This is a genomic window from Citrobacter sp. C5_2 (assembly GCF_014596845.2).
Lineage (GTDB): Bacteria > Pseudomonadota > Gammaproteobacteria > Enterobacterales > Enterobacteriaceae > Citrobacter > Citrobacter werkmanii.
The window spans coordinates 4,963,268-4,986,629 of sequence record NZ_CP115032.1 but is presented as its reverse complement, the minus strand read 5'-3'; the positions used below and the strand labels follow the sequence as shown (position 1 = coordinate 4,986,629).

22 protein-coding genes and 4 tRNA genes are annotated in these 23,362 nt (G+C 54.0%); 18 read left to right on the top strand and 8 right to left on the bottom strand.

What is annotated here, in order from left to right; translation table 11 throughout:
- The first annotated feature begins 64 nt into the window (after positions 1-64).
- From ICA20_RS24185 to ICA20_RS24170, 4 genes are all read left to right on the top strand, one after another.
- Positions 65-141 (top strand) — tRNA-Arg (locus tag ICA20_RS24185).
- 56 nt (positions 142-197) lie between these two features.
- A tRNA-His gene (locus tag ICA20_RS24180) sits at positions 198-273 on the top strand.
- A 20-nt stretch (positions 274-293) separates the two neighbouring features.
- Positions 294-379, top strand: a tRNA-Leu gene (locus tag ICA20_RS24175).
- A 41-nt stretch (positions 380-420) separates the two neighbouring features.
- Positions 421-497 (top strand) — tRNA-Pro (locus ICA20_RS24170).
- A gap of 524 nt (positions 498-1,021) precedes the next feature.
- On the opposite strand, the gene hemY is transcribed toward ICA20_RS24170, so the two are convergent.
- Genes hemY through hemC form a run of 4 tightly spaced genes read right to left on the bottom strand, consistent with a single transcriptional unit; the run spans position 1,022 to position 5,099 of the window.
- Complete coding sequence (gene hemY, locus ICA20_RS24165) at positions 1,022-2,221, bottom strand: protoheme IX biogenesis protein HemY (protein WP_038634530.1); 1,200 nt, start codon at positions 2,219-2,221, stop codon at positions 1,022-1,024.
- Positions 2,222-2,223: 2 nt separating this feature from the next.
- Positions 2,224-3,399, bottom strand: coding sequence for a uroporphyrinogen-III C-methyltransferase (gene hemX, locus ICA20_RS24160; protein WP_038634526.1), 1,176 nt, complete (start codon positions 3,397-3,399; stop codon positions 2,224-2,226).
- A 21-nt stretch (positions 3,400-3,420) separates the two neighbouring features.
- Positions 3,421-4,161 (bottom strand): uroporphyrinogen-III synthase, encoded by a 741-nt coding sequence (hemD, locus tag ICA20_RS24155; RefSeq protein WP_038634523.1) that lies wholly within the window; start codon positions 4,159-4,161, stop codon positions 3,421-3,423.
- Positions 4,158-5,099, bottom strand: a complete 942-nt coding sequence (gene hemC / locus ICA20_RS24150) for a hydroxymethylbilane synthase (RefSeq protein WP_038634520.1) — start codon at positions 5,097-5,099, stop codon at positions 4,158-4,160. Before hemC ends, hemD begins: the two co-directional genes overlap by 4 nt.
- Before the next feature lie 394 nt (positions 5,100-5,493).
- On the opposite strand from hemC, the gene cyaA reads away from it, so the two are divergent.
- The gene (gene cyaA, locus ICA20_RS24145) at positions 5,494-8,040 is read left to right on the top strand and encodes a class I adenylate cyclase (RefSeq protein WP_038634518.1); all 2,547 of its coding nucleotides are present in this window, start codon (positions 5,494-5,496) and stop codon (positions 8,038-8,040) included.
- 76 nt (positions 8,041-8,116) lie between these two features.
- On the opposite strand, the gene cyaY is transcribed toward cyaA, so the two are convergent.
- Positions 8,117-8,437, bottom strand: a complete 321-nt coding sequence (gene cyaY, locus ICA20_RS24140) for an iron donor protein CyaY (protein ID WP_038634515.1) — start codon at positions 8,435-8,437, stop codon at positions 8,117-8,119.
- Between the two features lie 138 nt (positions 8,438-8,575).
- Between cyaY and ICA20_RS24135 the strand changes: the two genes are divergently transcribed.
- The 8 genes from ICA20_RS24135 to corA all read left to right on the top strand — a co-directional run bounded on the left by ICA20_RS24135 (position 8,576) and on the right by corA (position 15,631).
- Positions 8,576-8,779 (top strand): lipoprotein, encoded by a 204-nt coding sequence (locus ICA20_RS24135; RefSeq protein ID WP_032940199.1) that lies wholly within the window; start codon positions 8,576-8,578, stop codon positions 8,777-8,779.
- 48 nt (positions 8,780-8,827) lie between these two features.
- On the top strand, positions 8,828-9,652 hold the full coding sequence (dapF, locus tag ICA20_RS24130; protein ID WP_038634512.1) for a diaminopimelate epimerase: 825 nt from the start codon (positions 8,828-8,830) through the stop codon (positions 9,650-9,652).
- Positions 9,649-10,356: a DUF484 domain-containing protein gene (locus ICA20_RS24125; RefSeq protein WP_038634510.1), complete on the top strand. Its 708-nt coding sequence runs from the start codon at positions 9,649-9,651 to the stop codon at positions 10,354-10,356. The genes dapF and ICA20_RS24125 overlap by 4 nt, the downstream gene beginning before the upstream one ends.
- Positions 10,353-11,255 (top strand): tyrosine recombinase XerC, encoded by a 903-nt coding sequence (xerC, locus tag ICA20_RS24120; RefSeq protein ID WP_038634507.1) that lies wholly within the window; start codon positions 10,353-10,355, stop codon positions 11,253-11,255. Before ICA20_RS24125 ends, xerC begins: the two co-directional genes overlap by 4 nt.
- Positions 11,255-11,971 carry a 5-amino-6-(5-phospho-D-ribitylamino)uracil phosphatase YigB gene (gene yigB, locus ICA20_RS24115; RefSeq protein ID WP_038634504.1) on the top strand — a complete coding sequence of 239 codons (717 nt, stop codon included), beginning with the start codon at positions 11,255-11,257 and terminating at the stop codon, positions 11,969-11,971. Before xerC ends, yigB begins: the two co-directional genes overlap by 1 nt.
- Positions 11,972-12,059: 88 nt before the next feature.
- Complete coding sequence (uvrD, locus tag ICA20_RS24110; protein WP_038634502.1) at positions 12,060-14,222, top strand: DNA helicase II; 2,163 nt, start codon at positions 12,060-12,062, stop codon at positions 14,220-14,222.
- A gap of 247 nt (positions 14,223-14,469) precedes the next feature.
- Positions 14,470-14,526 (top strand): YsgD/CorL family protein, encoded by a 57-nt coding sequence (gene ysgD, locus ICA20_RS24105; RefSeq protein ID WP_212723238.1) that lies wholly within the window; start codon positions 14,470-14,472, stop codon positions 14,524-14,526.
- 154 nt (positions 14,527-14,680) lie between these two features.
- Positions 14,681-15,631: a magnesium/cobalt transporter CorA gene (corA, locus tag ICA20_RS24100; protein WP_038634499.1), complete on the top strand. Its 951-nt coding sequence runs from the start codon at positions 14,681-14,683 to the stop codon at positions 15,629-15,631.
- Positions 15,632-15,700: 69 nt separating this feature from the next.
- On the opposite strand, the gene rarD is transcribed toward corA, so the two are convergent.
- Positions 15,701-16,597, bottom strand: coding sequence for an EamA family transporter RarD (rarD, locus tag ICA20_RS24095; RefSeq protein ID WP_038634496.1), 897 nt, complete (start codon positions 16,595-16,597; stop codon positions 15,701-15,703).
- Between the two features lie 51 nt (positions 16,598-16,648).
- The gene (gene yigI / locus ICA20_RS24090; RefSeq protein WP_003017917.1) at positions 16,649-17,116 is read right to left on the bottom strand and encodes an acyl-CoA thioesterase YigI; all 468 of its coding nucleotides are present in this window, start codon (positions 17,114-17,116) and stop codon (positions 16,649-16,651) included.
- A 165-nt stretch (positions 17,117-17,281) separates the two neighbouring features.
- On the opposite strand from yigI, the gene pldA reads away from it, so the two are divergent.
- The 3 genes from pldA (at position 17,282) to rhtC (ending at position 20,753) form a co-directional block, all read left to right on the top strand.
- A complete protein-coding gene (pldA, locus tag ICA20_RS24085; protein ID WP_038634493.1) occupies positions 17,282-18,151 on the top strand; it encodes a phospholipase A in 870 nt (289 codons plus the stop codon).
- An 88-nt stretch (positions 18,152-18,239) separates the two neighbouring features.
- On the top strand, positions 18,240-20,069 hold the full coding sequence (gene recQ, locus ICA20_RS24080; RefSeq protein WP_038634489.1) for an ATP-dependent DNA helicase RecQ: 1,830 nt from the start codon (positions 18,240-18,242) through the stop codon (positions 20,067-20,069).
- 63 nt (positions 20,070-20,132) lie between these two features.
- Positions 20,133-20,753, top strand: a complete 621-nt coding sequence (gene rhtC / locus ICA20_RS24075) for a threonine export protein RhtC (RefSeq protein ID WP_038634488.1) — start codon at positions 20,133-20,135, stop codon at positions 20,751-20,753.
- A gap of 45 nt (positions 20,754-20,798) precedes the next feature.
- Here rhtC and rhtB read toward each other — a convergent pair whose 3' ends face one another.
- Positions 20,799-21,419 carry a homoserine/homoserine lactone efflux protein gene (rhtB, locus tag ICA20_RS24070; protein ID WP_038634485.1) on the bottom strand — a complete coding sequence of 207 codons (621 nt, stop codon included), beginning with the start codon at positions 21,417-21,419 and terminating at the stop codon, positions 20,799-20,801.
- Positions 21,420-21,529: 110 nt separating this feature from the next.
- On the opposite strand from rhtB, the gene pldB reads away from it, so the two are divergent.
- Both pldB and yigL read left to right on the top strand, forming a co-directional pair.
- Positions 21,530-22,546, top strand: coding sequence for a lysophospholipase L2 (gene pldB / locus ICA20_RS24065; RefSeq protein WP_038634482.1), 1,017 nt, complete (start codon positions 21,530-21,532; stop codon positions 22,544-22,546).
- 15 nt (positions 22,547-22,561) lie between these two features.
- On the top strand, positions 22,562-23,362 hold the full coding sequence (gene yigL, locus ICA20_RS24060) for a sugar/pyridoxal phosphate phosphatase YigL (RefSeq protein WP_038634479.1): 801 nt from the start codon (positions 22,562-22,564) through the stop codon (positions 23,360-23,362).

Here is a 23,362-nt window from a genome sequence, read left to right as displayed (position 1 = left end):
TTTTAAAAAAGCACTAGACAGAAGACCGAGACCTCCGTAATATCCAGCCCCGCAACGGCGCTAAGCGCCCGTAGCTCAGCTGGATAGAGCGCTGCCCTCCGGAGGCAGAGGTCTCAGGTTCGAATCCTGTCGGGCGCACCATTTAGTTAGGTGCCGGAGCTGCGGTGGTTTTAATACCGCGTAAAAGATTTGCAGTGGTGGCTATAGCTCAGTTGGTAGAGCCCTGGATTGTGATTCCAGTTGTCGTGGGTTCGAATCCCATTAGCCACCCCATTAATTTAAAGTTGTGAAATGCGAAGGTGGCGGAATTGGTAGACGCGCTAGCTTCAGGTGTTAGTGTCCTTAGGATGTGGGGGTTCGAGTCCCCCCCCTCGCACCACGACTTAAAGAATTGAACTAAAAATTCAAAAAGCAGTAAAACGGCGAGTAGCGCAGCTTGGTAGCGCAACTGGTTTGGGACCAGTGGGTCGGAGGTTCGAATCCTCTCTCGCCGACCAATTTTGAACCCCGCTTCGGCGGGGTTTTTTGTTTTCTGATTTTCCCTCCTCAGCCTTTATTCCCGCGAATTACCTGATGTCTTAAAAAGTTCGAATCCATAGTTTTTGCAGTGCAATCGTGGCATGCGTTGTGCAATAATATACGGGTAGATGCTCATTCCATCTCTTATGTTCGCCATCAGGCCTCATAAACTCAGGAATGATGCAGAGCCGTTTACGGTGCTTATCGTCCACAGACAGATGTCGCTCAGGCCTCATCAAACACCATGGACATAACGTTGAGTGAAGCACCCATTATGTTGTCATACAGACCTGTTTAACGCCTGCTCCTTACCGAGCGGGCGTTTTTTTATGCATATACACGTCATCCTTCAAGCTGCCTCTTTGTTGGCTACGTCTGCTCACCCCAGTCACTTACTTATGTAAGCTCTTGGGGATTCCCAGACTTGCCGCCTTGATGCATCTTGAATGATTTTGTGTAGACGGTAGGCCCGGTAAGCGAAGCGCCACCGGGCAAGAGGGAATTACTGCGGGGGATTGTTGTTCTGCAGCGTCAACATCAGGCCATCACGGCGCATGGTGGCGGCTTCTTCCGGCTGATGCAGTCTGTCCAGCGCGTCAGCAAGCCAGGCGTAGTCGTAGGCGTCCGGGCGCTGTTTGAGCGCAGCACGGAAGGCGAGCGTGGCTTCCTGCCATTCGCCATGCTTCATTAACGATTGCCCCAGCGTGCTCCACAGCAACGGGCGATCGCCAACGGCCTTAATCTGCTGGCGCAACACTTTTTCTATCTGTTCCGGGTTGTTGGTTTTCAGGCGCGGGATCGGCAGCACCAGACGGTCGTCATACTGACGTTTCAGACCGTCAATGATGACCTGCTGCGCCGTATCGTGATCGTCGCACTCAATCAGATGTTCAGCCATCGCGACCTGCAGGGCAACCTGATGACGGGTTTTACGGTTCTGGTTTTTCCACCACGTACGTAGCCCCTCACTGCCCTGATCGGCGCGAACCTGATCCATCAGACCCACCCATGCCTGTTGTTCCAGCATTGCGCGGTGCTCTTCATCACCTACATGCGCTTTAGCCATAGATGGAATGATATCCAGTAACGAACTCCATGCGCCGGTGCGAATGTAGGCTTGCTCAGCCAGACGCAGCACTTCCGGATGACGCGGGGTCACCTCCAGCAGCTTATCTACGCTGTGGCGCGCGGCGTGATTTTCATTACGCGCCAGTTGCAGACGAACGCGAGCGATTTCTACCGGGATCGTATCATTCCCGGCCAGTTCAGCTGCACGCTCAAGGTGTTGATTCGCGCGCGCTTCATCGCCACGTTGCTGGGCCGCTTCTGCCGCCAGCAGGTAATTCACTACCGGTTGTTCAGCATGATCGGCGTTTTTCGACATCAGCTTTTCAACCTGCTGATAATCGCCTTCTGCCAGCTTGAGCAGCGCTTGTTCAGTCTGCTTGCGGGCGCGGCGACGTTTACGGCCGACAAACCATCCGCGGGTATGCGCGCCGGTGCGGAAAATTCGGCGCAGCAGCCATTCAATCGCAAACAGGACGACCATCGCGACGATCAGGATGATCACCAGGCCCGTCACGCTGGTTTCAATGTTGTAATTATCGGTTTGGATCAGCACGTAGCCCTGATGACCGGCAATCATTGGACCAACGACGATCCCGGCAATCAACAGTACAAAGAGTAATAATACTTTTAGCATCATTATTCTCCTTGCGGCGCGGTTGCCGGGGTGTCTGCCGAAGGAGCAGGAGCGGCGGCAACCGGCGCTGTGACAGGCTGCGCCAGTAAATTACGCACGCGGGTCTGCATTAATTTGTCGAGAATAGCCTGGCTCTGCAGTGTTTCCGGCACATCCATACTGATGCTTTGTTGGCTCAACTGGTCTACCTCTTCCAGGAAAGCTTTGGTGGTTGCATCGTCGGTGTCGTAGTAGGCGCGTACCCAGGTAGAGACATTTTCCAGCGCCTGGCGGTATGTCTCTTCCTGATGACGCGGTACGGCCTGGGCGGCTACTAACAGGCGAGAACGAATGTTCTCACGTAAGTAAACGTCCTGGTTCGGCGCCAGCAGCGGGACGGCGGTTTCATCTCGACGGCGAACAGTGATAAAGCTGTCCATAAAATTCTGCCAGCTTTTTTGCAGGTTGACGCGCCATTCACTAATTGAGCTGGACAGCTCGCTGCTGTCGGAGTCCATCGGTGAATCGTCGGTGTCGTTGTCGGCCAGACGCAGGTTATCAATCTGGTTAGAGAGCTGATTCACTTTCAGGATAATGCCGTCATAGTCGACCTGAGTTACCGCGGAGAGGCTCGCGATGTCGTCAGTAATCGCGCGACGGGCGGCAATTAAGCTCGGGTCGTTCATATCCGCCAGACTGGCGTCGGCGCTTTTCAGCAGCGCCGCGGCGGTGGTAACGTCCTGATCGCTCCATAATTTACGACCAGCCAGTTTTACCAGAAAATCAGCCTGCGCCAGCAGCCATGTTCCAGCATCGCTGCCGGAGATAGTGGCGACTTTTTGCTGTACTTCATCAAGCTGTTTGACCAGCGCGGCTTGCTGGCGAGTGGCTTCATCAAGCTGCGTTGCCTGCTGTTTAATGATGCCTTCCAGCTCAGCTTTTTGGCTTTCTTGCGCTTTTTGCAGCGCCGTCAGCTGGTTCGCCAGCGCATCGCTGGTTGCCGTCTGCGTTGTTGCCTGCTGTTTCCCCCAGCCATACAGACCCACACCTGCTGCCAGCGCAATAGCAATCGCCACCGCGCTCAGAATCAGCGCCGTGCTGTTGTTACCCTTTTTTTCAGTATTGACTGGCTGTGCTGTGGTTTCCACGGCCTCCCTGGTCTCTTCAACCACGGCGGAGGATTTTTCTTGTTCCGTCATTATGGCATCCCATTATGAGAGTTATTGTAATGCGCGTAGTAGCGCATCGTTGTCGGCGTTATCAGCGACCTTAATATCTTGCCAGCCCAGTTCCCGGGCGAGGTGCGCCAGACGCTCACTGACGACCAGCAGCCGACAGCGTAGTAACCAGTGCTCACGATACCACTGCGGAATGAGCGACCAGAGCTGTTGTAACATCTCACCGCTGGTGACCACCACCGTGGTCACGCCGCGAGATTGCCAGCGCATTGCTTCTTCCGCACCATCGTAATTTTTTGCACTGCGTTGATAACATTCACAAAAATCAACATCGGCTCCACGCGCCGTCAGGGTTTCACCTATCAGTTCCCGACCGCCGTTGCCGCGTAAAATAAGCGCGCGTTTTCCCGCAATATTTTGTAATTCAGGTAATTGTAGCAAGACTTCGCTGATTTCCCGATCCAGAGGATAGTGAATATTGCACCCGCTAACAGTATGCAGCGCCAGCGCCGTTGTACGACCAATGGCAAAATAATGCGGAAGGGAAGGCCAGCTTTTCCCTTGTTGCTGAAGTTCGGCATCGGCAAAGGTGACAGCGTGCTGCGAGAGGGCAAAAACCAGATCGTTATCCGTCAGCGCCAACAGTCGGGAGGCGAGTGTTGCCAGTTCCCGACCCGGGGAAAATTCGATGAGCGGAAAACTCCAGGCCACCTGCCCCAGTGTGCGCAGACGGCTCACTAACTCTTCCCCTGCGGGAGACGGGCGGGTGACCAGAATACTCATGCGGGTGCTTCTCCGTTATAAACTTCAGCCAGAATGGCGCGCGCACCATTCTCCAGGAGCTCTTCTGCCAGAGAGATGCCCATCTGTTCAGCATCCTGCGCGGCGCCGCGACGTTCCCCGCATACCATCTGCGATCCGTCAGGCGCGCCGACCAGCGCGCGTAGCCAAATCTCACCGTTGATGAGTTCGGCATAACTGCCGATAGGCACCTGACATCCCCCTTCGAGGCGAGTGTTCATGGCGCGTTCGGCTGTTACACGTAGCGCGGTCTCTTCGTGGTTGAGCGGCGCTAACAACGCCTGAGTACGCATATCGTCCAGTCGGCACTCTATGCCGACGGCGCCTTGCCCGACAGCGGGCAGGGAGACTTCCGGCGGCAGTGCGGTACGGACTCGCGACTCAAGCCCTAAACGTTTTAACCCGGCGACCGCCAGAATAATGGCGTCATAATCGCCGTTATCCAGTTTGCCGAGACGCGTACCGACGTTGCCGCGCAGCGAACGGATGACGAGATCCGGGCGACGCTTTGCCAACTGGCACTGGCGACGCAAACTGGATGTCCCGACAATGCTACCTGCGGGAAGGTCATCCAACGTGTTGTACTTATTTGAGACGAAAGCATCACGCGGATCCTCTCGCTCGCAAATGGTGACCAGTCCAAGACCGTCAGGGAATTCAACCGGCACATCCTTCATGGAATGCACGGCGATATCGGCGCGTTTTTCCAGCAGCGCGACTTCCAGCTCTTTAACAAACAACCCTTTCCCTCCGACCTTTGCCAGCGGGGTATCAAGGATCACATCGCCACGGGTTACCATAGGAACCAGTTCCACGATCAGACCGGGGTGATTTGCCATTAAGGCGTCTTTGACATAATGTGCCTGCCAGAGCGCAAGGGGGCTTTGGCGTGTGGCAATTCTCAAAACATTGTCTAACATGCTTGTTACCGTCATTATCAATCATTGACCATCCTAACATCCTTATCAAAGGGATGTCAGCGTTACGCTCAAACGTAAGTGAGAGGAAAAGCTGCTGCATCATCAGTGGCAGTGAATAATGACGAGAAACCTTCCGACCGTATGAAGGAATTTACACGTAACGAACGGTGCTACACTTGTATGTAGCGCATCTTTCTTTACGGTCAATGAGCAAGGTGTTAAATTGATCACGTTTTAGACCATTTTTTCGGCTGTACCGCACAAAAAAATACGGGCGAAAAACAGGTAACGGTTATTTTTGACATACGGTTTATCCGAATTGATGACGATTATTGTGAGCGCTTGCGCCGCAGTAATCGACAACATGACGGATAGCAACATCAGGCGATACGTCTTGTACCTCTATATTGAGACTCTGAAACAGAGACTGGATGCCATAAATCAACTGCGTGTGGATCGCGCGCTTGCTGCCATGGGACCTGCTTTCCAGCAGGTATACAGTCTGCTGCCGACATTATTGCACTACCACCACCCTCTGATGCCGGGTTACCTCGATGGTAACGTTCCCAAAGGCATATGCTTTTACACGCCTGATGAAACCCAACGCCACTACCTCAATGAACTCGAACTATACCGCGGTATGTCACCGCAGGAACCTCCCAAGGGCGAACTGCCGATCACCGGCGTCTACTCAATGGGCAGCACCTCTTCGGTAGGGCAAAGCTGTTCTTCCGACCTCGATATCTGGGTCTGCCACCAATCCTGGCTGGATAGCGAAGAGCGCCAGCTGTTGCAGCGTAAATGTAGCCTGCTCGAAAGCTGGGCCGCTTCGCTGGGCGTGGAAGTCAGTTTCTTCCTGATTGATGAAAACCGTTTCCGTCACAATGAAAGCGGCAGTCTCGGTGGTGAAGACTGTGGCTCGACGCAGCATATCCTGTTGCTTGATGAATTCTATCGCACCGCTGTGCGCCTCGCGGGCAAACGTATTCTGTGGAATATGGTGCCGGGCGACGAAGAAGAGCATTACGACGATTACGTCATGAAGCTCTACGCGCAGGGCGTATTAACGCCAAACGAATGGCTGGATCTCGGCGGACTCAGTTCACTCTCCGCCGAAGAGTACTTTGGCGCCAGCCTCTGGCAGTTGTACAAAAGTATCGATTCCCCGTACAAAGCGGTGCTGAAGACGCTGCTGCTGGAAGCCTACTCCTGGGAATATCCCAATCCTCGCCTGTTAGCGAAAGACATTAAACAGCGCCTGCACGATGGCGAGATCGTCTCTTTTGGTCTCGATCCCTACTGCATGATGCTGGAGCGTGTGACCGAATATCTCACGGCGATCGAAGACCCGACGCGCCTGGATTTAGTGCGTCGATGTTTCTACTTAAAAGTGTGTGAGAAACTGAGCCGCGAGCGCGCCTGCGTGGGCTGGCGTCGTGAAGTATTAAGCCAGTTAGTGCAAGAATGGGGCTGGGACGAAGCCCGTCTGACAATGCTGGATAACCGCGCTAACTGGAAGATTGACCAGGTACGTGAAGCGCATAACGAACTGCTTGATGCGATGATGCAGAGCTATCGTAATCTGATCCGCTTTGCGCGGCGCAATAACCTCAGCGTTAGCGCCAGTCCGCAGGATATCGGCGTGCTGACCCGTAAGCTGTATGCCGCGTTTGAAGCGTTGCCGGGTAAGGTAACGCTGGTGAACCCGCAAATATCTCCGGACCTCTCAGAACCGAACCTGACCTTTATCCATGTGCCGCCGGGCCGCGCCAACCGTTCGGGTTGGTATCTCTACAACCGCGCGCCAAATATGGATTCGATCATCAGCCATCAGCCGCTGGAATATAACCGCTACCTCAACAAGCTGGTGGCGTGGGCCTGGTTCAACGGTCTGCTGACTTCGCGTACGCATTTGTTTATTAAGGGCAACGGTATTGTCGATTTGCCGAAGCTGCAGGAGATGGTCGCCGATGTATCGCACCACTTCCCGCTGCGCCTGCCGGCACCAACGCCGAAAGCGCTCTACAGCCCGTGCGAAATTCGCCATCTGGCGATTATCGTTAACCTTGAATATGACCCGACGACCGCATTCCGTAATCAGGTGGTGCATTTTGATTTCCGTAAGCTGGACGTCTTCAGCTTTGGCGAAGAGCAAAATTGCCTGGTAGGGAGCGTCGACCTGCTGTACCGCAACTCGTGGAATGAAGTACGTACGCTGCACTTCAACGGCGAGCAGGCGATGATTGAAGCGTTAAAAACGATTCTGGGCAAAATGCACCAGGATGCCGCGCCGCCGGATAGCGTCGAAGTGTTCTGCTACAGCCAGCATCTGCGTGGGTTAATCCGTACCCGCGTGCAGCAACTGGTTTCTGAGTGTATCGAGCTGCGCCTTTCCAGTACCCGCCAGGAAACCGGGCGTTTCAAAGCGCTGCGCGTGTCTGGTCAGACGTGGGGACTGTTCTTCGAGCGTCTGAACGTATCGGTACAGAAACTGGAAAACGCCATCGAATTCTATGGGGCGATTTCACACAACAAACTGCACGGCCTTTCCGTCCAGGTTGAAACGAACCACGTGAAACTTCCGTCGGTGGTGGACGGTTTTGCCAGTGAAGGGATCATTCAGTTCTTTTTCGAAGAAACGGGCGATGAGCAGGGCTTTAATATTTATATACTGGATGAGAGTAACCGTGCGGAGGTGTATCACCACTGCGAGGGAAGCAAAGAAGAGCTGGTACGTGATGTCAGCCGCTTCTATTCATCGTCGCACGATCGCTTTACCTACGGCTCCAGCTTCATCAACTTTAACCTGCCGCAGTTCTATCAGATTGTGAAAACCGACGGACGTGCGCAGGTGATTCCGTTCCGTACCCAGCCGCTCAACCCGGTCCCGCCAGCTAATCAGGATAACGACACGCCGATGTTGCAGCAGTATTTCTCCTGAGGCTTTTCGCCCGGTGGCGGCTACGCCTTACCGGGCCTACTGTAGGACGGATAAGCAAAGCGTATCCGGCAAAAAATCAACGGAAGCTCACCTCTTCACCCGACTGCTGCGTTGCCGCCTGCTCCAGCAAATCCCAGAACGTTTCGCCGCTACGGTCGCAGATCCACTCGTCGCCTTTCAGGTCAAAGTGGTAGCCGCCTTGTTTGGTTGCCAGCCACACCTGGTGCAGCGGCTCCTGACGGTTAATAATGATTTTGCTGCCGTTTTCGAAGCTGATGGTCAGCACGCCGCCGTTGATCTCACAATCGATATCGCTGTCGCCGTCCCAGTCATCCAGACGCTCCTCAATGGTCATCCACAGGGTGTCGGCAAGGCGATGAAATTCACTGTCGTTCATTTTCTTATCCTGTTTTTCGTGATGACGGCAGTATAACCTGAAACAAAACGCGTTGCAGATTACAGGCTAACTCTTGCTTTTACGCCTTCTCCTGCGATGATAGAAAACAGAAAGCATGAACTTTACAGGCAATCCATAATGAAAAACGTGTTAAAGCCACTCGCTGTCATTTTAACTCTGTTCAGCCTGACGGGCTGTGGGCTAAAAGGCCCGCTCTATTTCCCGCCAGCAGATAAAACCGCGCCGCCTCCGACCAAGAGCGTTCAGCCGCAATCGCAATCCACCACGCCCGAGAAAAACGATCGTGGGATCAGCGACGGCCCTTCTCAGGTGAATTACTGACGGCAGGAATAGATTTACATTTCTGTACCCGCGTGAACGGAGTGAATGATGCAATTCTCTAAAATGCATGGCCTTGGCAACGATTTTATGGTCGTCGACGCGGTAACGCAGAATGTCTTTTTCTCACCAGAGCTGATCCGCCGCCTGTCCGACAGGCATCTCGGCGTTGGGTTTGATCAGTTGCTGGTGGTTGAACCTCCGTATGATCCGGAGCTGGATTTCCACTACCGTATTTTTAATGCCGACGGCAGTGAAGTGTCACAGTGTGGCAATGGCGCCCGTTGTTTTGCTCGCTTTGTTCGCCTGAAAGGGCTGACCAATAAACGTGATATTCGCGTCAGTACCGCGAATGGTCGTATGGTGTTAACCGTAACCGACGACGAACTGGTGCGGGTGAATATGGGGGAACCCAACTTTGAACCTTCGCAGGTTCCGTTTCGCGCCAACAAAGCAGAGAAGACCTATATTATGCGCGCGGCCGAACAGACAATATTGTGCGGCGTGGTTTCAATGGGGAACCCACACTGCGTGATTCAGGTTGATGATGTTGATACGGCCACGGTGGAAACGCTGGGACCGGTGCTGGAAAGCCACGAACGCTTTCCTGAACGCGCCAACATCGGCTTTATGCAGGTGGTAAAGCGCGAGCATATCCGGCTGCGCGTCTATGAACGCGGGGCGGGCGAAACGCAGGCCTGCGGCAGCGGAGCGTGCGCCGCTGTTGCGGTAGGTATTCAGCAGGGCCTGCTGGCAGAAGAGGTGAGGGTGGAGTTACCTGGCGGTCGACTTGATATCGCCTGGAAAGGTCCGGGTCATCCGCTGTATATGACTGGCCCGGCGGCACATGTCTACGACGGATTTATTCACTTATGAAGCAACCAGGGGAAGAACTACAGGAAACGCTCATGGAGCTCGACGATCGGGCGGTCGTCGATTACCTGCAACGTAATCCTGAGTTTTTTATCCGTAATGCCCGGGCAGTTGAAGCGATGCGCGTCCCACACCCTGTGCGGGGCACGATCTCTTTAGTTGAATGGCATATGGCGCGGGCACGTAATCATATTAATGTGCTTGAAGAGAACATGGCGTTATTGATGGAACAAGCCAACGCCAATGAAAGCCTGTTCTATCGTCTGCTAAATCTGCAAAGTCGCCTGGTGTCGGCCAGCAGTCTTGACGATATGCTGATGCGATTTCATCGCTGGGCGCGTGAACTGGGGCTGGCCGGCGCGACGGTGCGTCTGTTTCCGGACCGGTGGCGACTTGGCGCGCCATCCAAATTTACGCATCTGGCATTAAGCCGTCAGGCCTTTGAACCGTTGCGTATTCAGCGTCTGGGACAGTCGCAGCACTATCTTGGGCCACTCAATGGTCCGGAATTGCTGGTTATGATGCCGGAGGCGAAAGCGATAGGCTCGGTGGCGATGTCGATGCTGGGGCAAGATGGTTCCCTGGGCGTGATGCTGTTCAGCAGCCGTGACGTTAACCATTACCAGCAGGGGCAAGGTACACAATTACTGCAAGAAATCTCGCTGATGTTGCCGGAGCTGCTGGAGCGCTGGATTGAACGCGTATGACCGATTCACCCCTTTCTCAGGATGTGGCGCGCTTTTTGCGCTATCTGGGCGTTGAGCGCCAGCTTAGCCCGATCACGCTACTCAATTATCAGCGTCAGCTTGATGCCATCATCGCGTTAGCCGGAGAAACCGGTCTGCAAAGCTGGCAACAATGTGACGCTGCAATGGTACGCAGCTTTGCTGTGCGCAGCCGTCGAAAAGGGCTGGGAGCGGCGAGTCTGGCATTGCGTCTCTCCGCACTACGCAGTTTCTTCGACTGGCTGGTTAATCAGGGCGAGCTGAAAGCCAACCCGGCAAAAAGCGTTTCCGCGCCGAAAGCGCCACGCCACTTACCTAAAAATATCGACGTCGATGATGTTAATCGTCTGCTGGATATCGATCTCAACGATCCCCTTGCCGTGCGCGACCGGGCGATGCTGGAAGTGATGTACGGCGCGGGACTGCGTTTATCTGAACTGGTTGGGCTGGATATTAAACATCTCGATCTCGACACCGGCGAAGTGTGGGTGATGGGCAAGGGGAGTAAAGAACGTCGTCTGCCGATCGGCCGCAATGCGGTGGCGTGGATTGAGCACTGGCTGGATCTGCGCGGTTTATTTGGCGGGGATGACGATGCGTTGTTCCTGTCTAAACTGGGCAAGCGCATCTCTGCGCGTAACGTGCAGAAACGCTTTGCGGAATGGGGTATCAAACAGGGGCTGAACAGCCACGTCCATCCCCACAAATTGCGCCACTCTTTTGCGACGCATATGCTGGAGTCGAGCGGCGATCTGCGCGGAGTGCAGGAGTTATTGGGTCATGCCAATCTCTCCACTACTCAAATCTATACCCATCTTGATTTTCAACACCTGGCTTCAGTGTACGATGCGGCGCATCCGCGCGCCAAACGGGGGAAATAATGCGTTTTTACCGGCCTTTGGGGCGTATTTCTGCGCTCACCTTTGACCTTGATGACACCCTTTACGATAACCGTCCCGTTATCACACGCACCGAGCAGGAAGCGCTCGCGTTTGTACAGAATTATCATCCGGCGTTGAATTCGCTGCAAAATAGCGACCTGCAGCGCTTACGTCAGGCCGTTCGTGACGCCGAGCCGGAAATCTACCACGACGTTACCCAATGGCGTCACCGCGCCGTAGAACGCGCTATGCTGGAGGCTGGTCTGTCAGCGGCAGAAGCCTTGATGGGGGCGAATGCGGCGATGATGAATTTCGCCAAATGGCGTAGCCGCATTGATGTTCCGCAGGCGACGCATGACACGCTGAAGGCGCTGGCCCGCAAATGGCCGCTGGTGGCGATCACCAATGGTAACGCGCAGCCGGAACTGTTTGGTCTGGGTGATTATTTTGAGTTTGTGCTGCGCGCCGGTCCCGACGGGCGCTCAAAACCGTTCAGCGACATGTACGCGCTGGCGGCGCAAAAACTGAAAATGCCGGTAGGTGAAATTCTGCATGTGGGTGATGACCTGACGACAGACGTTGCAGGCGCTATTCGTTGTGGTATGCAGGCTTGCTGGATCAAACCGGAAAATGCCGACCTGATGCAAACCGCAGACAGCCGTTTGCTGCCGCATATTGAAATTTCACAGTTGGCATCTCTGACCTCGCTGATATAATCACCAGCAGAACTCTGTATATATACCCAGCTTTTTGGCGGATGGCGCTACGCTTCTCCGCCTTACCTACTTTTACGCGGCGGTGCCAATGGACGTTTCTTACCTGCTCGACAGCCTTAATGATAAACAGCGTGAAGCGGTGGCTGCGCCACGCAGCAACATGCTGGTTCTGGCAGGCGCGGGGAGTGGTAAAACTCGCGTACTGGTGCATCGTATCGCCTGGTTACTGACGGTAGAGAACAACTCGCCGTACTCCATTATGGCGGTGACCTTTACCAACAAAGCGGCGGCGGAAATGCGCCACCGTATTGGTCAGATCATGGGAACCAGCCAAGGCGGAATGTGGGTGGGGACCTTTCACGGCCTGGCGCACCGTCTGTTGCGCGCGCACCATATGGATGCCAACCTGCCGCAGGATTTCCAGATCCTCGACAGCGAGGACCAACTGCGTCTGCTCAAGCGCCTGATCAAAGCGATGAACCTTGACGAAAAGCAGTGGCCGCCGCGTCAGGCAATGTGGTTTATCAACAGCCAGAAAGATGAAGGGCTGCGCCCGCACCATCTGCAAAGCTACGGCAACCCGGTCGAACAGACCTGGCAGAAGGTCTATCAGGCTTATCAGGAAGCCTGCGATCGCGCGGGGCTGGTGGATTTCGCCGAACTGCTGCTGCGCGCCCATGAACTGTGGCTCAACAAGCCGCACATTCTGCAGCACTACCGCGAACGCTTTACCAATATCCTGGTGGACGAATTCCAGGATACCAACAACATTCAGTACGCCTGGATCCGTCTGCTGGCGGGCGACACCGGCAAGGTGATGATCGTGGGCGATGATGACCAGTCGATCTACGGCTGGCGCGGCGCGCAGGTGGAGAACATTCAGCGCTTCCTCAACGATTTCCCGGGCGCAGAAACCATTCGTCTGGAGCAGAACTACCGTTCGACCAACAATATTCTTAGCGCAGCTAACGCCCTGATTGAAAATAACAACGGACGCCTGGGTAAAAAACTGTGGACCGACGGCGTCGACGGCGAGCCGATCTCGCTGTACTGCGCGTTCAACGAACTTGATGAAGCGCGCTTCGTGGTCAATCGCATTAAAACCTGGCAGGACAACGGCGGCGCGCTGGAACAGTGCGCGATTCTGTATCGTAGCAACGCCCAGTCACGCGTGTTGGAAGAAGCCTTACTACAGGCCAGCATGCCGTATCGTATCTATGGCGGTATGCGCTTCTTTGAACGTCAGGAAATTAAAGACGCGCTCTCCTACCTGCGCCTGATCGCTAACCGCAATGACGATGCCGCGTTTGAGCGTGTGGTGAATACGCCAACGCGCGGGATTGGCGATCGTACTTTAGATGTCGTGCGCCAGACTTCCCGTGACCGCCAGCTAACGTTGTGGCAGGCCTGTCGTGAACTGCTGCAGGAAAAAGCCCTGGCCGGTCGAGCCGCCAGCGCCTTACAGCGCTTTATGGAACTGATTGACGCGCTGGCGCAAGAGACCGCCGATATGCCGCTGCACGTGCAGACTGACCGGGTGATTAAAGATTCCGGCCTGCGCATGATGTACGAGCAGGAAAAAGGCGAGAAAGGTCAGACGCGTATCGAAAACTTAGACGAACTGGTGACGGCAACGCGCCAGTTCAGCTACAACGAAGAAGACGAAGACTTAATGCCGCTGCAGGCGTTCCTCTCCCACGCCGCGCTGGAAGCAGGCGAAGGGCAAGCGGATACCTGGCAGGACGCGGTACAGCTGATGACCCTGCACTCGGCGAAAGGGCTGGAGTTCCCACAGGTATTTATCGTGGGTATGGAAGAAGGCATGTTCCCGAGCCAGATGTCGCTGGATGAAGGCGGCCGTCTCGAAGAAGAACGTCGCCTGGCCTATGTTGGCGTCACCCGCGCGATGCAGAAACTGACGCTCACCTACGCCGAAACGCGTCGTTTGTACGGTAAAGAGGTTTACCATCGTCCGTCGCGCTTTATCGGCGAACTGCCGGAAGCGTGCGTTGAAGAGGTGCGTCTGCGCGCCACGGTTAGCCGTCCGGTGAGCCATCAGCGGATGGGCACGCCAATGGCGGAAAACGATACCGGCTACAAACTTGGCCAGCGGGTACGCCACGCGAAGTTCGGCGAGGGCACCATCGTCAACCTCGAAGGTAGCGGTGAGCACAGTCGTTTGCAGGTCGCGTTCCAGGGGCAGGGCATTAAATGGCTGGTGGCGGCTTACGCCAGACTGGAAACGGTGTAATCGCCTGATGTCGTTGCGCTTATCTGATCTACTGACCGGGTAACATTTTGATTTGTAGGCCGGATAAGGCGAAGCCGCCATTCGGCTATCTGCCGGTTAATATTCTGAAATCATAGATAAATAATTCCCCTCTGCTAACCTTTCTGTATAAGGGGAAATTATTACTTTTTCGCCATCCGTTGCGTGTTGACGTCAAAATTTTGCTGGCGTAACATGCGCGCACGATTACGCTAAGAGGACATTCGCCTTGGACACACCCAGTAGATACTGGCTCATTATCCTGTCATCCAGGATCAACTCCTAAGGCTATCCCTTTTTGCTGATAGCCTTCGCGGTTGTCAGCGACCTTCTGTTTTTTCCCGTCGCGCTGAGTCAGGCTGTTTAATGGTCTGAAACCCAATTTGTTTCTGTGTGCCCTCCGAACTGTCCGATAATTTTTTGCATTGGGAGTCCCGGTCATGCTGAGCGCATTTCAACTGGAAAACAATCGTTTAACTCGCCTTGAGGCAGACGAGATCGAGCACCTGGCCAGTTCGGTTTGGGTCGATTTAGTCGAGCCGGATGACGAAGAACGAAACCGTGTGCAAAAGGACTTGGGCCAGAATCTGGCCACGCGCCCTGAACTGGAAGACATCGAAGCATCCGCACGTTTTTTTGAAGACGAGGATGGACTGCACATTCACTCCTTCTTCTTCTATGAAGACGCCGACGATCACGCGGGTAACTCAACCGTCGCATTTACCATTCGCGAAGGCCGCCTGTTTACCCTGCGCGAACGCGAACTGCCGGCGTTTCGTCTGTATCGCATGCGTGCGCGTAACCAGGCGATGGTGGATGGTAACGCCTACGAGCTGCTACTCGATCTGTTCGAAACCAAAATTGAACAGTTGGCGGATGAGATTGAAAACATCTATAGCGACCTGGAAAAACTCAGCCGTGTGATCATGGAAGGGCGTCAGGGCGATGAATACGACGAAGCGCTTTCCACGCTGGCGGAACAGGAAGATATCGGCTGGAAGGTACGCCTGTGTCTGATGGATACCCAGCGCGCACTGAACTTTCTGGTGCGTAAAGCGCGTCTGCCGGGTGGTCAACTGGAGCAGGCGCGTGAGATCCTGCGCGATATCGAGTCTCTGCTGCCGCATAACGAATCGCTGTTCCAGAAGGTTAACTTCCTGATGCAGGCGGCGATGGGCTTTATCAATATTGAGCAGAACCGCATCATCAAGATCTTCTCGGTGGTCTCGGTGGTATTTCTGCCGCCGACGCTGGTGGCTTCCAGCTACGGCATGAACTTTGAATTTATGCCGGAACTGCACTGGAGCTTCGGTTATCCTGGCGCGATTGTCTTTATGATGCTCGCAGGTCTGGCGCCGTATCTGTACTTTAAACGTAAGAACTGGCTTTAATGGCGGTGTCTTATCAGGCCTACAGATCCCGTAGGCCTGATAAGCGTAGCGCCATCAGGCAAAAAGCCTTCACATCCCCATACGCGTTCTGCGTTGCGTATAAATCGCATCCATCACGAAAATCGCCAGCGCCACCCAGATAAAGGCGAACGTCACCATTTTATCCGCTCCCGGCACTTCACCGTAAAAGGTGATCGCCAGCAGGAACATCAACGTGGGTCCGATATACTGGAAGAAACCCAGTGTTGAAAGACGCAGACGTGTCGCTGCGCCGGTAAAGCACAGCAGCGGAATGGTGGTCACGATACCGGCGGCAATCAGTAGCAGATTGAGTGACATCGGGTTTTGCCCCATATGGCTGGTTGGGCTATCCGCAATGCCAAACAGGTAGATAGCGGCAACGGGTAAGAGCCACAGGGTTTCAATCAACATGCCGGTTTGCGCTTCAACGGCAATCTTCTTACGCACCAGACCATAAAAAGCAAAGCTGAACGCCAGTCCCAGCGCGATTATCGGCAATGAGCCGAAGGTCCACAGCTGTACCAGTACGCCGCAGGCGGCTAACAGTACCGCCAACCACTGCATGCGACGAAAGCGCTCGCCGAGGAAAAGCATCCCCAGCACGATATTCACCAGCGGGTTAATAAAATAGCCGAGACTGGCTTCCAGCATATGGTGATTATTGACCGCCCAAATGAACAGCAGCCAGTTTCCGCCGATGAGCACCGCAGAGAGCGCCAGCAGGAAGATCTTCTTTGGTGTTTGTAGCAGCGTTTTAACACCCGACCACTGGCGGCTGATGCTCATCAGAACCACCATAAAGAAAAATGACCAGATGACGCGGTGCGTCAGGATCTCATCCGCCGGGACATAGTAAATCAGTTTGAAGTAGGCGGGAGCGATACCCCAAATAAAATAGGCAGCCAGAGCGAGTAATACGCCCTGCCGCGTTTGTTTAGCATCCATCGGGAAAACTCATTGCAGAAATGTAACAGCAGTTTACCTTTTTTTAAGCGCTTACCCCACCATATAAGTGGCGGTTGCGCTGGCGATATAGAGCTGTTCTTCGTTATGCAGTTCAACACGCGCAACGGCTACTTTATTACCCGCCCGCAGCAGGCTGCTGGTGGCGGTAAAGCGATTCCCTCTCCCCGGGCGCAGGTAATCAACGCGTAAATCGATGGTGCCCATACGTGACATTCGCTGACGCAGTTCGTCCTCACTGATCGTTTCGTGACGGGTCAACGTGCTGCCTACACACACCAGTCCGGCGGCGACGTCGAGTGCTGAGGCGATCACTCCGCCATGCAGAATGCTTTGCGCCCAGTTACCGACCATCATCGGTTGATTATTAAACGCTAATTGCGCAAATTCTTTTTCATAGCGTTCCAGTTCCAGCCCCAGCGCACGGTTAAACGGCATATGATAAACAAACATTTCACCCACTAACTTCAGGGCTTCTTCAGCGGTCAGTACAGCAGACATACGATCTTAATACCTTGTTGGTTAATGAAATGTTGATATTATGCTTATTATTTGTTGTTTTCTACTTTAGGACGGGATAACTAACGAGGAACGAGCTAAGTATGTAGAATGCTTGTCAGAAAATTATACAATTCATCAATATTTTGGTTCAGGAGAACATTACCGATGCGGGCGATTCTGGGATGGTTACTACCAGCAGTCATGCTGCCGTTGACCGCGTATGCGCAGGAAGCGACAGTAAAAGAGATTCATGATGCACCAGCAGTTCGGGGCAGTATCATCGCTAATATGCTGCAAGAGCATGACAACCCTTTCACGCTTTACCCTTATGACACCAACTACCTTATCTACACCAATACCAGCGACATGAACAAAGAGGCGATCAGCAGCTATAGCTGGTCGGACAATGCGCGCAAAGATGAGGTGAAGTTTCAGCTAAGCCTGGCGTTTCCCCTTTGGCGAGGAATATTGGGTCCGAACTCGGTTCTTGGCGGTTCCTATACGCAGAAATCCTGGTGGCAGCTTTCGAACAGTGAAGAATCTTCACCGTTTCGCGAAACCAACTACGAGCCGCAGTTGTTCCTTGGTTTCGCCACCGACTATCGCTTTGCCGGGTGGACGCTACGTGATGTCGAAATGGGTTATAACCATGATTCCAACGGGCGCTCCGACCCCACTTCACGTAGCTGGAACCGCCTGTATACCCGCCTGATGGCAGAAAACGGCAACTGGCTGGTGGAAGTAAAGCCGTGGTACGTCATTGGCAGTACCGATGATAACCCCGACATCACCAAATACATGGGCTATTATCAGCTGAAAATGGGGTATCACCTGGGCGACGCCGTTATCAGCGTGAAAGGTCAGTACAACTGGAACACCGGCTACGGCGGCGCAGAGTTAGGAGCAAGCTATCCTATTACGAAGCATGTTCGTCTCTACACCCAGGTCTACAGTGGTTACGGAGAATCGCTGATTGACTACAACTTCAATCAGACCCGTGTTGGCGTGGGTGTAATGCTTAACGATATCTTCTGACAGATATTGAGAGTATTTTAATCATTGCAGTTTCTTTCTCAGGCGCTGAAAATAGCGCCTGTTTTTATTTAAGGTTAATGGGGTTAATGTGGCGCAGGCGGAAGTGTTGAATCTGGAAATGGGCGCTAAACAGGTTTTGCAGGAAACCTTTGGCTACCAACAGTTTCGCCCAGGCCAGGAAGAAATTATCGACACCGTGCTCTCTGGTCGCGACTGCCTGGTCGTTATGCCCACCGGTGGCGGCAAATCCCTGTGCTATCAAATTCCCGCATTATTACTCAACGGACTCACCGTTGTTGTTTCGCCGCTGATTTCCCTGATGAAAGACCAGGTCGATCAACTGCTGGCCAACGGCGTGGCGGCGGCGTGCCTGAACTCCACCCAAAGTCGTGAGCAGCAGCTTGAGGTGATGGCCGGCTGTCGCAGCGGGCAGGTTCGCTTGCTGTATATTGCCCCTGAGCGCCTGATGCTGGATAACTTCCTTGAGCATCTTGGGCACTGGAATCCGGTGCTGCTGGCGGTGGATGAAGCGCACTGTATTTCGCAGTGGGGGCATGACTTCCGCCCTGAATACGCCGCGCTGGGCCAACTGCGTCAGCGTTTCCCAACGCTGCCGTTTGTGGCGTTAACCGCGACCGCGGATGAAACCACCCGGCTGGATATCGTGCGCCTGCTGGGCCTCAACGATCCGTTAATTCAGATCAGCAGCTTTGATCGGCCGAATATTCGCTACATGCTGATGGAGAAGTTTAAGCCGCTCGATCAACTGATGCGCTATGTGCAAGAACAACGCGGTAAATCCGGCATTATTTACTGTAACAGCCGCGCCAAAGTCGAAGACACCGCTGCGCGCCTGCAAAGCCGCGGCATCAGCGCCGGGGCTTATCATGCCGGGCTGGAAAACAGCGTGCGCGCCGAGGTGCAGGAAAAATTCCAGCGCGATGACCTGCAAATTGTGGTGGCGACCGTAGCGTTCGGCATGGGGATCAACAAACCTAACGTGCGCTTCGTGGTGCATTTTGATATCCCGCGCAACATTGAGTCCTATTATCAGGAAACCGGTCGTGCCGGGCGTGATGGCCTGCCGGCGGAAGCGATGCTGTTTTACGATCCGGCTGATATGGCGTGGCTCCGCCGTTGCCTCGAAGAGAAACCTGCCGGACAACTGCTGGATATCGAACGCCATAAGCTCAATGCGATGGGGGCGTTTGCCGAGGCGCAAACCTGTCGTCGTCTGGTTCTGCTGAATTATTTTGGCGAGGGGCGTCAGGAGCCGTGTGGTAACTGCGATATCTGTCTCGATCCGCCAAAACAGTACGACGGCTTAAACGATGCGCAGATTGCGCTTTCCACGATTGGCCGGGTCAATCAGCGCTTTGGTATGGGATATGTGGTGGAGGTTCTGCGCGGAGCGAATAATCAGCGTATCCGCGAGTTGGGCCACGATAAACTCAAGGTTTATGGCATGGGGCGCGATAAAAGCCATGAACACTGGGTGAGCGTAATTCGCCAGCTTATCCATCTTGGGCTGGTGACGCAAAATATCGCGCAGCATTCCGCACTGCAGATGACCGATGCCGCGCGTCCGGTTCTGCGCGGTGAAGTCCCGTTGCAGCTTGCGGTACCGCGAATCGTGGCGCTGAAACCGCGCGCTATGCAGAAATCCTTCGGCGGCAATTACGATCGCAAACTGTTTGCCAAATTGCGTAAGCTACGTAAAGCGATTGCCGATGAAGAGAATATCCCGCCGTATGTCGTCTTTAACGATGCCACGTTGATTGAAATGGCCGAGCAGATGCCGGTTTCGCCGAGCGAAATGCTGAGCGTCAACGGCGTGGGAATGCGTAAACTTGAACGTTTTGGCAAAGAGTTTATGGCACTTATTCGCGCCCACGTCGATGGTGACGACGAAGAGTAGTCAGCCAGGCAAAAAAGTGCCAGGATGGTGACTCACTGAACTATTTCCCCGCGAGTCATTTTTATGTTAACGCTATTTTTTACCGTTGCGTTGGTGCATATCGTTGCGCTGATGAGTCCCGGTCCCGATTTCTTCTTTGTTTCTCAAACGGCCGTTAGCCGTTCGCGCAAAGAAGCCATGATGGGCGTGCTGGGTATTACCTGTGGCGTCATGGTCTGGGCTGGCGTGGCGCTGCTTGGCCTGCATCTGATTATCGAAAAAATGGCCTGGCTGCACACCATTATCATGGTGGGCGGCGGCCTGTATCTGTGCTGGATGGGTTACCAGATGCTGCGCGGCGCGTTTAAAAAACAGGACGTAGCGGCCCCTGCCCCACAGGTTGAACTGGCGCAGAGCGGACGCAGCTTTTTAAAAGGTCTGTTGACCAACCTCGCCAACCCGAAAGCGATTATCTATTTTGGCTCCGTGTTCTCATTGTTTGTTGGCGATAGTGTAGGAACGGGCGCGCGTTGGGGCATTTTCGCGCTGATCATCGTGGAAACGCTGGCGTGGTTTACCGTGGTTGCCAGCCTGTTTGCATTACCGAAAATGCGTCGCGGCTATCAGCGTCTGGCGAAGTGGATCGATGGCTTTGCCGGCGCGCTGTTCGCGGGTTTCGGTATCCATCTGATCATTTCGCGCTAAGCTTCCTTCATGCCGGATAAGCGCTAACGCCATCCGGCACCGTTATCAGGCATGCCTTGCCGACGCCAGCAGGGCGCCTATCAGCATAAACAGTGAACCAAACACTTTGTTCAGCGCTTTCATTTGCTTTGGCCCTTTAATCCAGCCAGCAATGCGCGTAGCCAGCGTCGCGTAACCGATCATCACAATAATATCGACCACAATGGTCGTGACGCCAAGCACCACATACTGCATCAACTGCGGTTCCTGCGGCAGGATAAACTGCGGGAACAGGGCGGCAAGAAAAACAATGCTTTTGGGGTTGGTCAGATTAACAAAGACCGCGCGTTTGAACAGGCGGCTGCGCGATTGCGTATTCGCCATGGTGTTCAGATCGATAGCGCCCGCCGCCCGCCATTGCTGAATTCCTAGCCAAATCAGGTAAGCCGCGCCCGCCCACTTCAGCACTTCAAACGCGATCGCTGAACGTGAAAACAGCGTTCCCAGCCCTACGCCAACCAAAATGATATGAATGCCCAGTCCGGTCTGTAGACCCGCAATCGATGCGCTGGCACCGCGATAACCGTGGCTGATGGCGGTGGTCATGGTGTTGATTGCGCCAGAGCCTGGAGACAAGCTCAAAATAATAGAGGTCAGCAGGTAGGCGAACCACCATTCAAAGGTCATGAGAAACTCCCGGATTGTCTATTTTTATGCCACAATACGCTACTGTCGGTACGTTGTATCAGACATGGCAAAAAAAACGATTTTACTTGGTCAACGAGGCTGGATACCCGATGTTTCAGCAGCAAAAAGACTGGGAAACAAGAGAAAACGCGTTTGCTGCTTTTTCCATGGGACCACTGACAGATTTCTGGCGTCAGCGGGAAGAAGCGGAGTTTACGGGCGTAGATAATGTCCCCGTACATTTTGTGCGCTTTCACGCAGAGAAAAACGATCGCGTCATCGTCGTCTGTCCTGGACGCATTGAAAGCTATGTAAAATACGCTGAACTGGCGTACGACCTGTTTCATTCTGGTTTTGACGTTCTCATTATCGATCACCGTGGCCAGGGGCGTTCCGGCCGTATGCTTTCGGATCCGCATCGCGGTCATGTGGATAACTTTAATGACTATGTCGACGATTTAACCGCTTTCTGGCAGCAGGAAGTGTCACCCGGTCCGTGGAGAAAACGCTATATACTGGCGCATTCTATGGGCGGGGCGATTGCCACGTTGTTCCTGCAGCGTCACCCGAATCAGTGTGATGCCATTGCGCTTTGCGCGCCGATGTTTGGTATTGTGATGCGCTTTCCCGACTGGATGGTGCGTCAAATTCTGGACTGGGCTGAAGGGCATCCACGGATCCGCGAGGGTTATGCCATGGGGACCGGGCGCTGGCGGGCGCTGCCATTCGGGATGAATGCGGTAACCCACAGTCGACAGCGCTATCGGCGCAATCTGCGTTTCTATGCCGATGAACCTCGGCTGCGCGTGGGCGGTCCCACTTACCACTGGGTACGTGAAGGCATTCTGGCGGGTGAACAGGTCCTGGCCGGGGCGGGAGATGACGCGACGCCAACATTGCTTATCCAGGCCGAAGAAGAGCGTTTGGTTGATAACCGTATGCACGATCGCTTTTGTGAACTCCGCGCTGCAGCGGGCCATCCAGTAGAGGGAGGTCAGCCGCTTGTCATCAAAGGCGCGTACCATGAGATCCTTTTTGAAAAGGACGCAATGCGCTCAGTCGCGCTTAACGCTATTGTCGAATTTTTCGATAAGCATAACTCATCCAGCGGAAACCGCTTTGCCTAGAGGTTTAATTTTCTTATGTATCAGGTTGTTGCGTCTGATTTAGACGGTACGCTGCTTTCCCCCGACCATACGTTGTCCCCTTATGCCAAAGAGACACTGAAATTATTGACCGCACGTGGCGTTAACTTCGTGTTTGCGACTGGCCGTCATCATGTTGATGTGGGGCAAATTCGCGATAACCTTGGCATTAAAACCTACATGATCACATCCAACGGCGCGCGCGTGCACGATTCTGCCGGGAATCTGGTGTTTACCCATAACCTGGATCGCGACATTGCCAGCGACCTGTTCGGCGTGGTAAATGCAAATCCGGACATCGTAACCAACGTTTATCGTGATGATGAATGGTTTATGAATCGCCATCGCCCGGACGAAATGCGCTTCTTTAAAGAAGCGGTATTTAACTATTCTCTGTTTGAACCTGCGCTACTGGAGCCTGAAGGCGTCAGCAAAGTGTTTTTTACCACCGATTCTCATGAAAGGCTGCTGCCGCTGGAGCAGGCGATTAACGCCCGCTGGGGCGATCGCGTCAACGTCAGCTTCTCTACGCTTACCTGTCTGGAAGTTATGGCTGGCGGCGTGTCGAAAGGTCATGCGCTGGAAGCGGTGGCGAAAGCGATGGGCTACAGCCTGCAGGACTGCATCGCTTTCGGCGATGGCATGAACGATGCGGAAATGCTCTCCATGGCTGGTAAAGGCTGCATCATGGGCAACGCGCACCAACGCCTGAAAGATCTTCATCCGGAACTGGACGTGATTGGACTCAACGCCGATGATGCCGTGCCGCACTATCTGCGTAAGCTCTTTTTGCAGTAA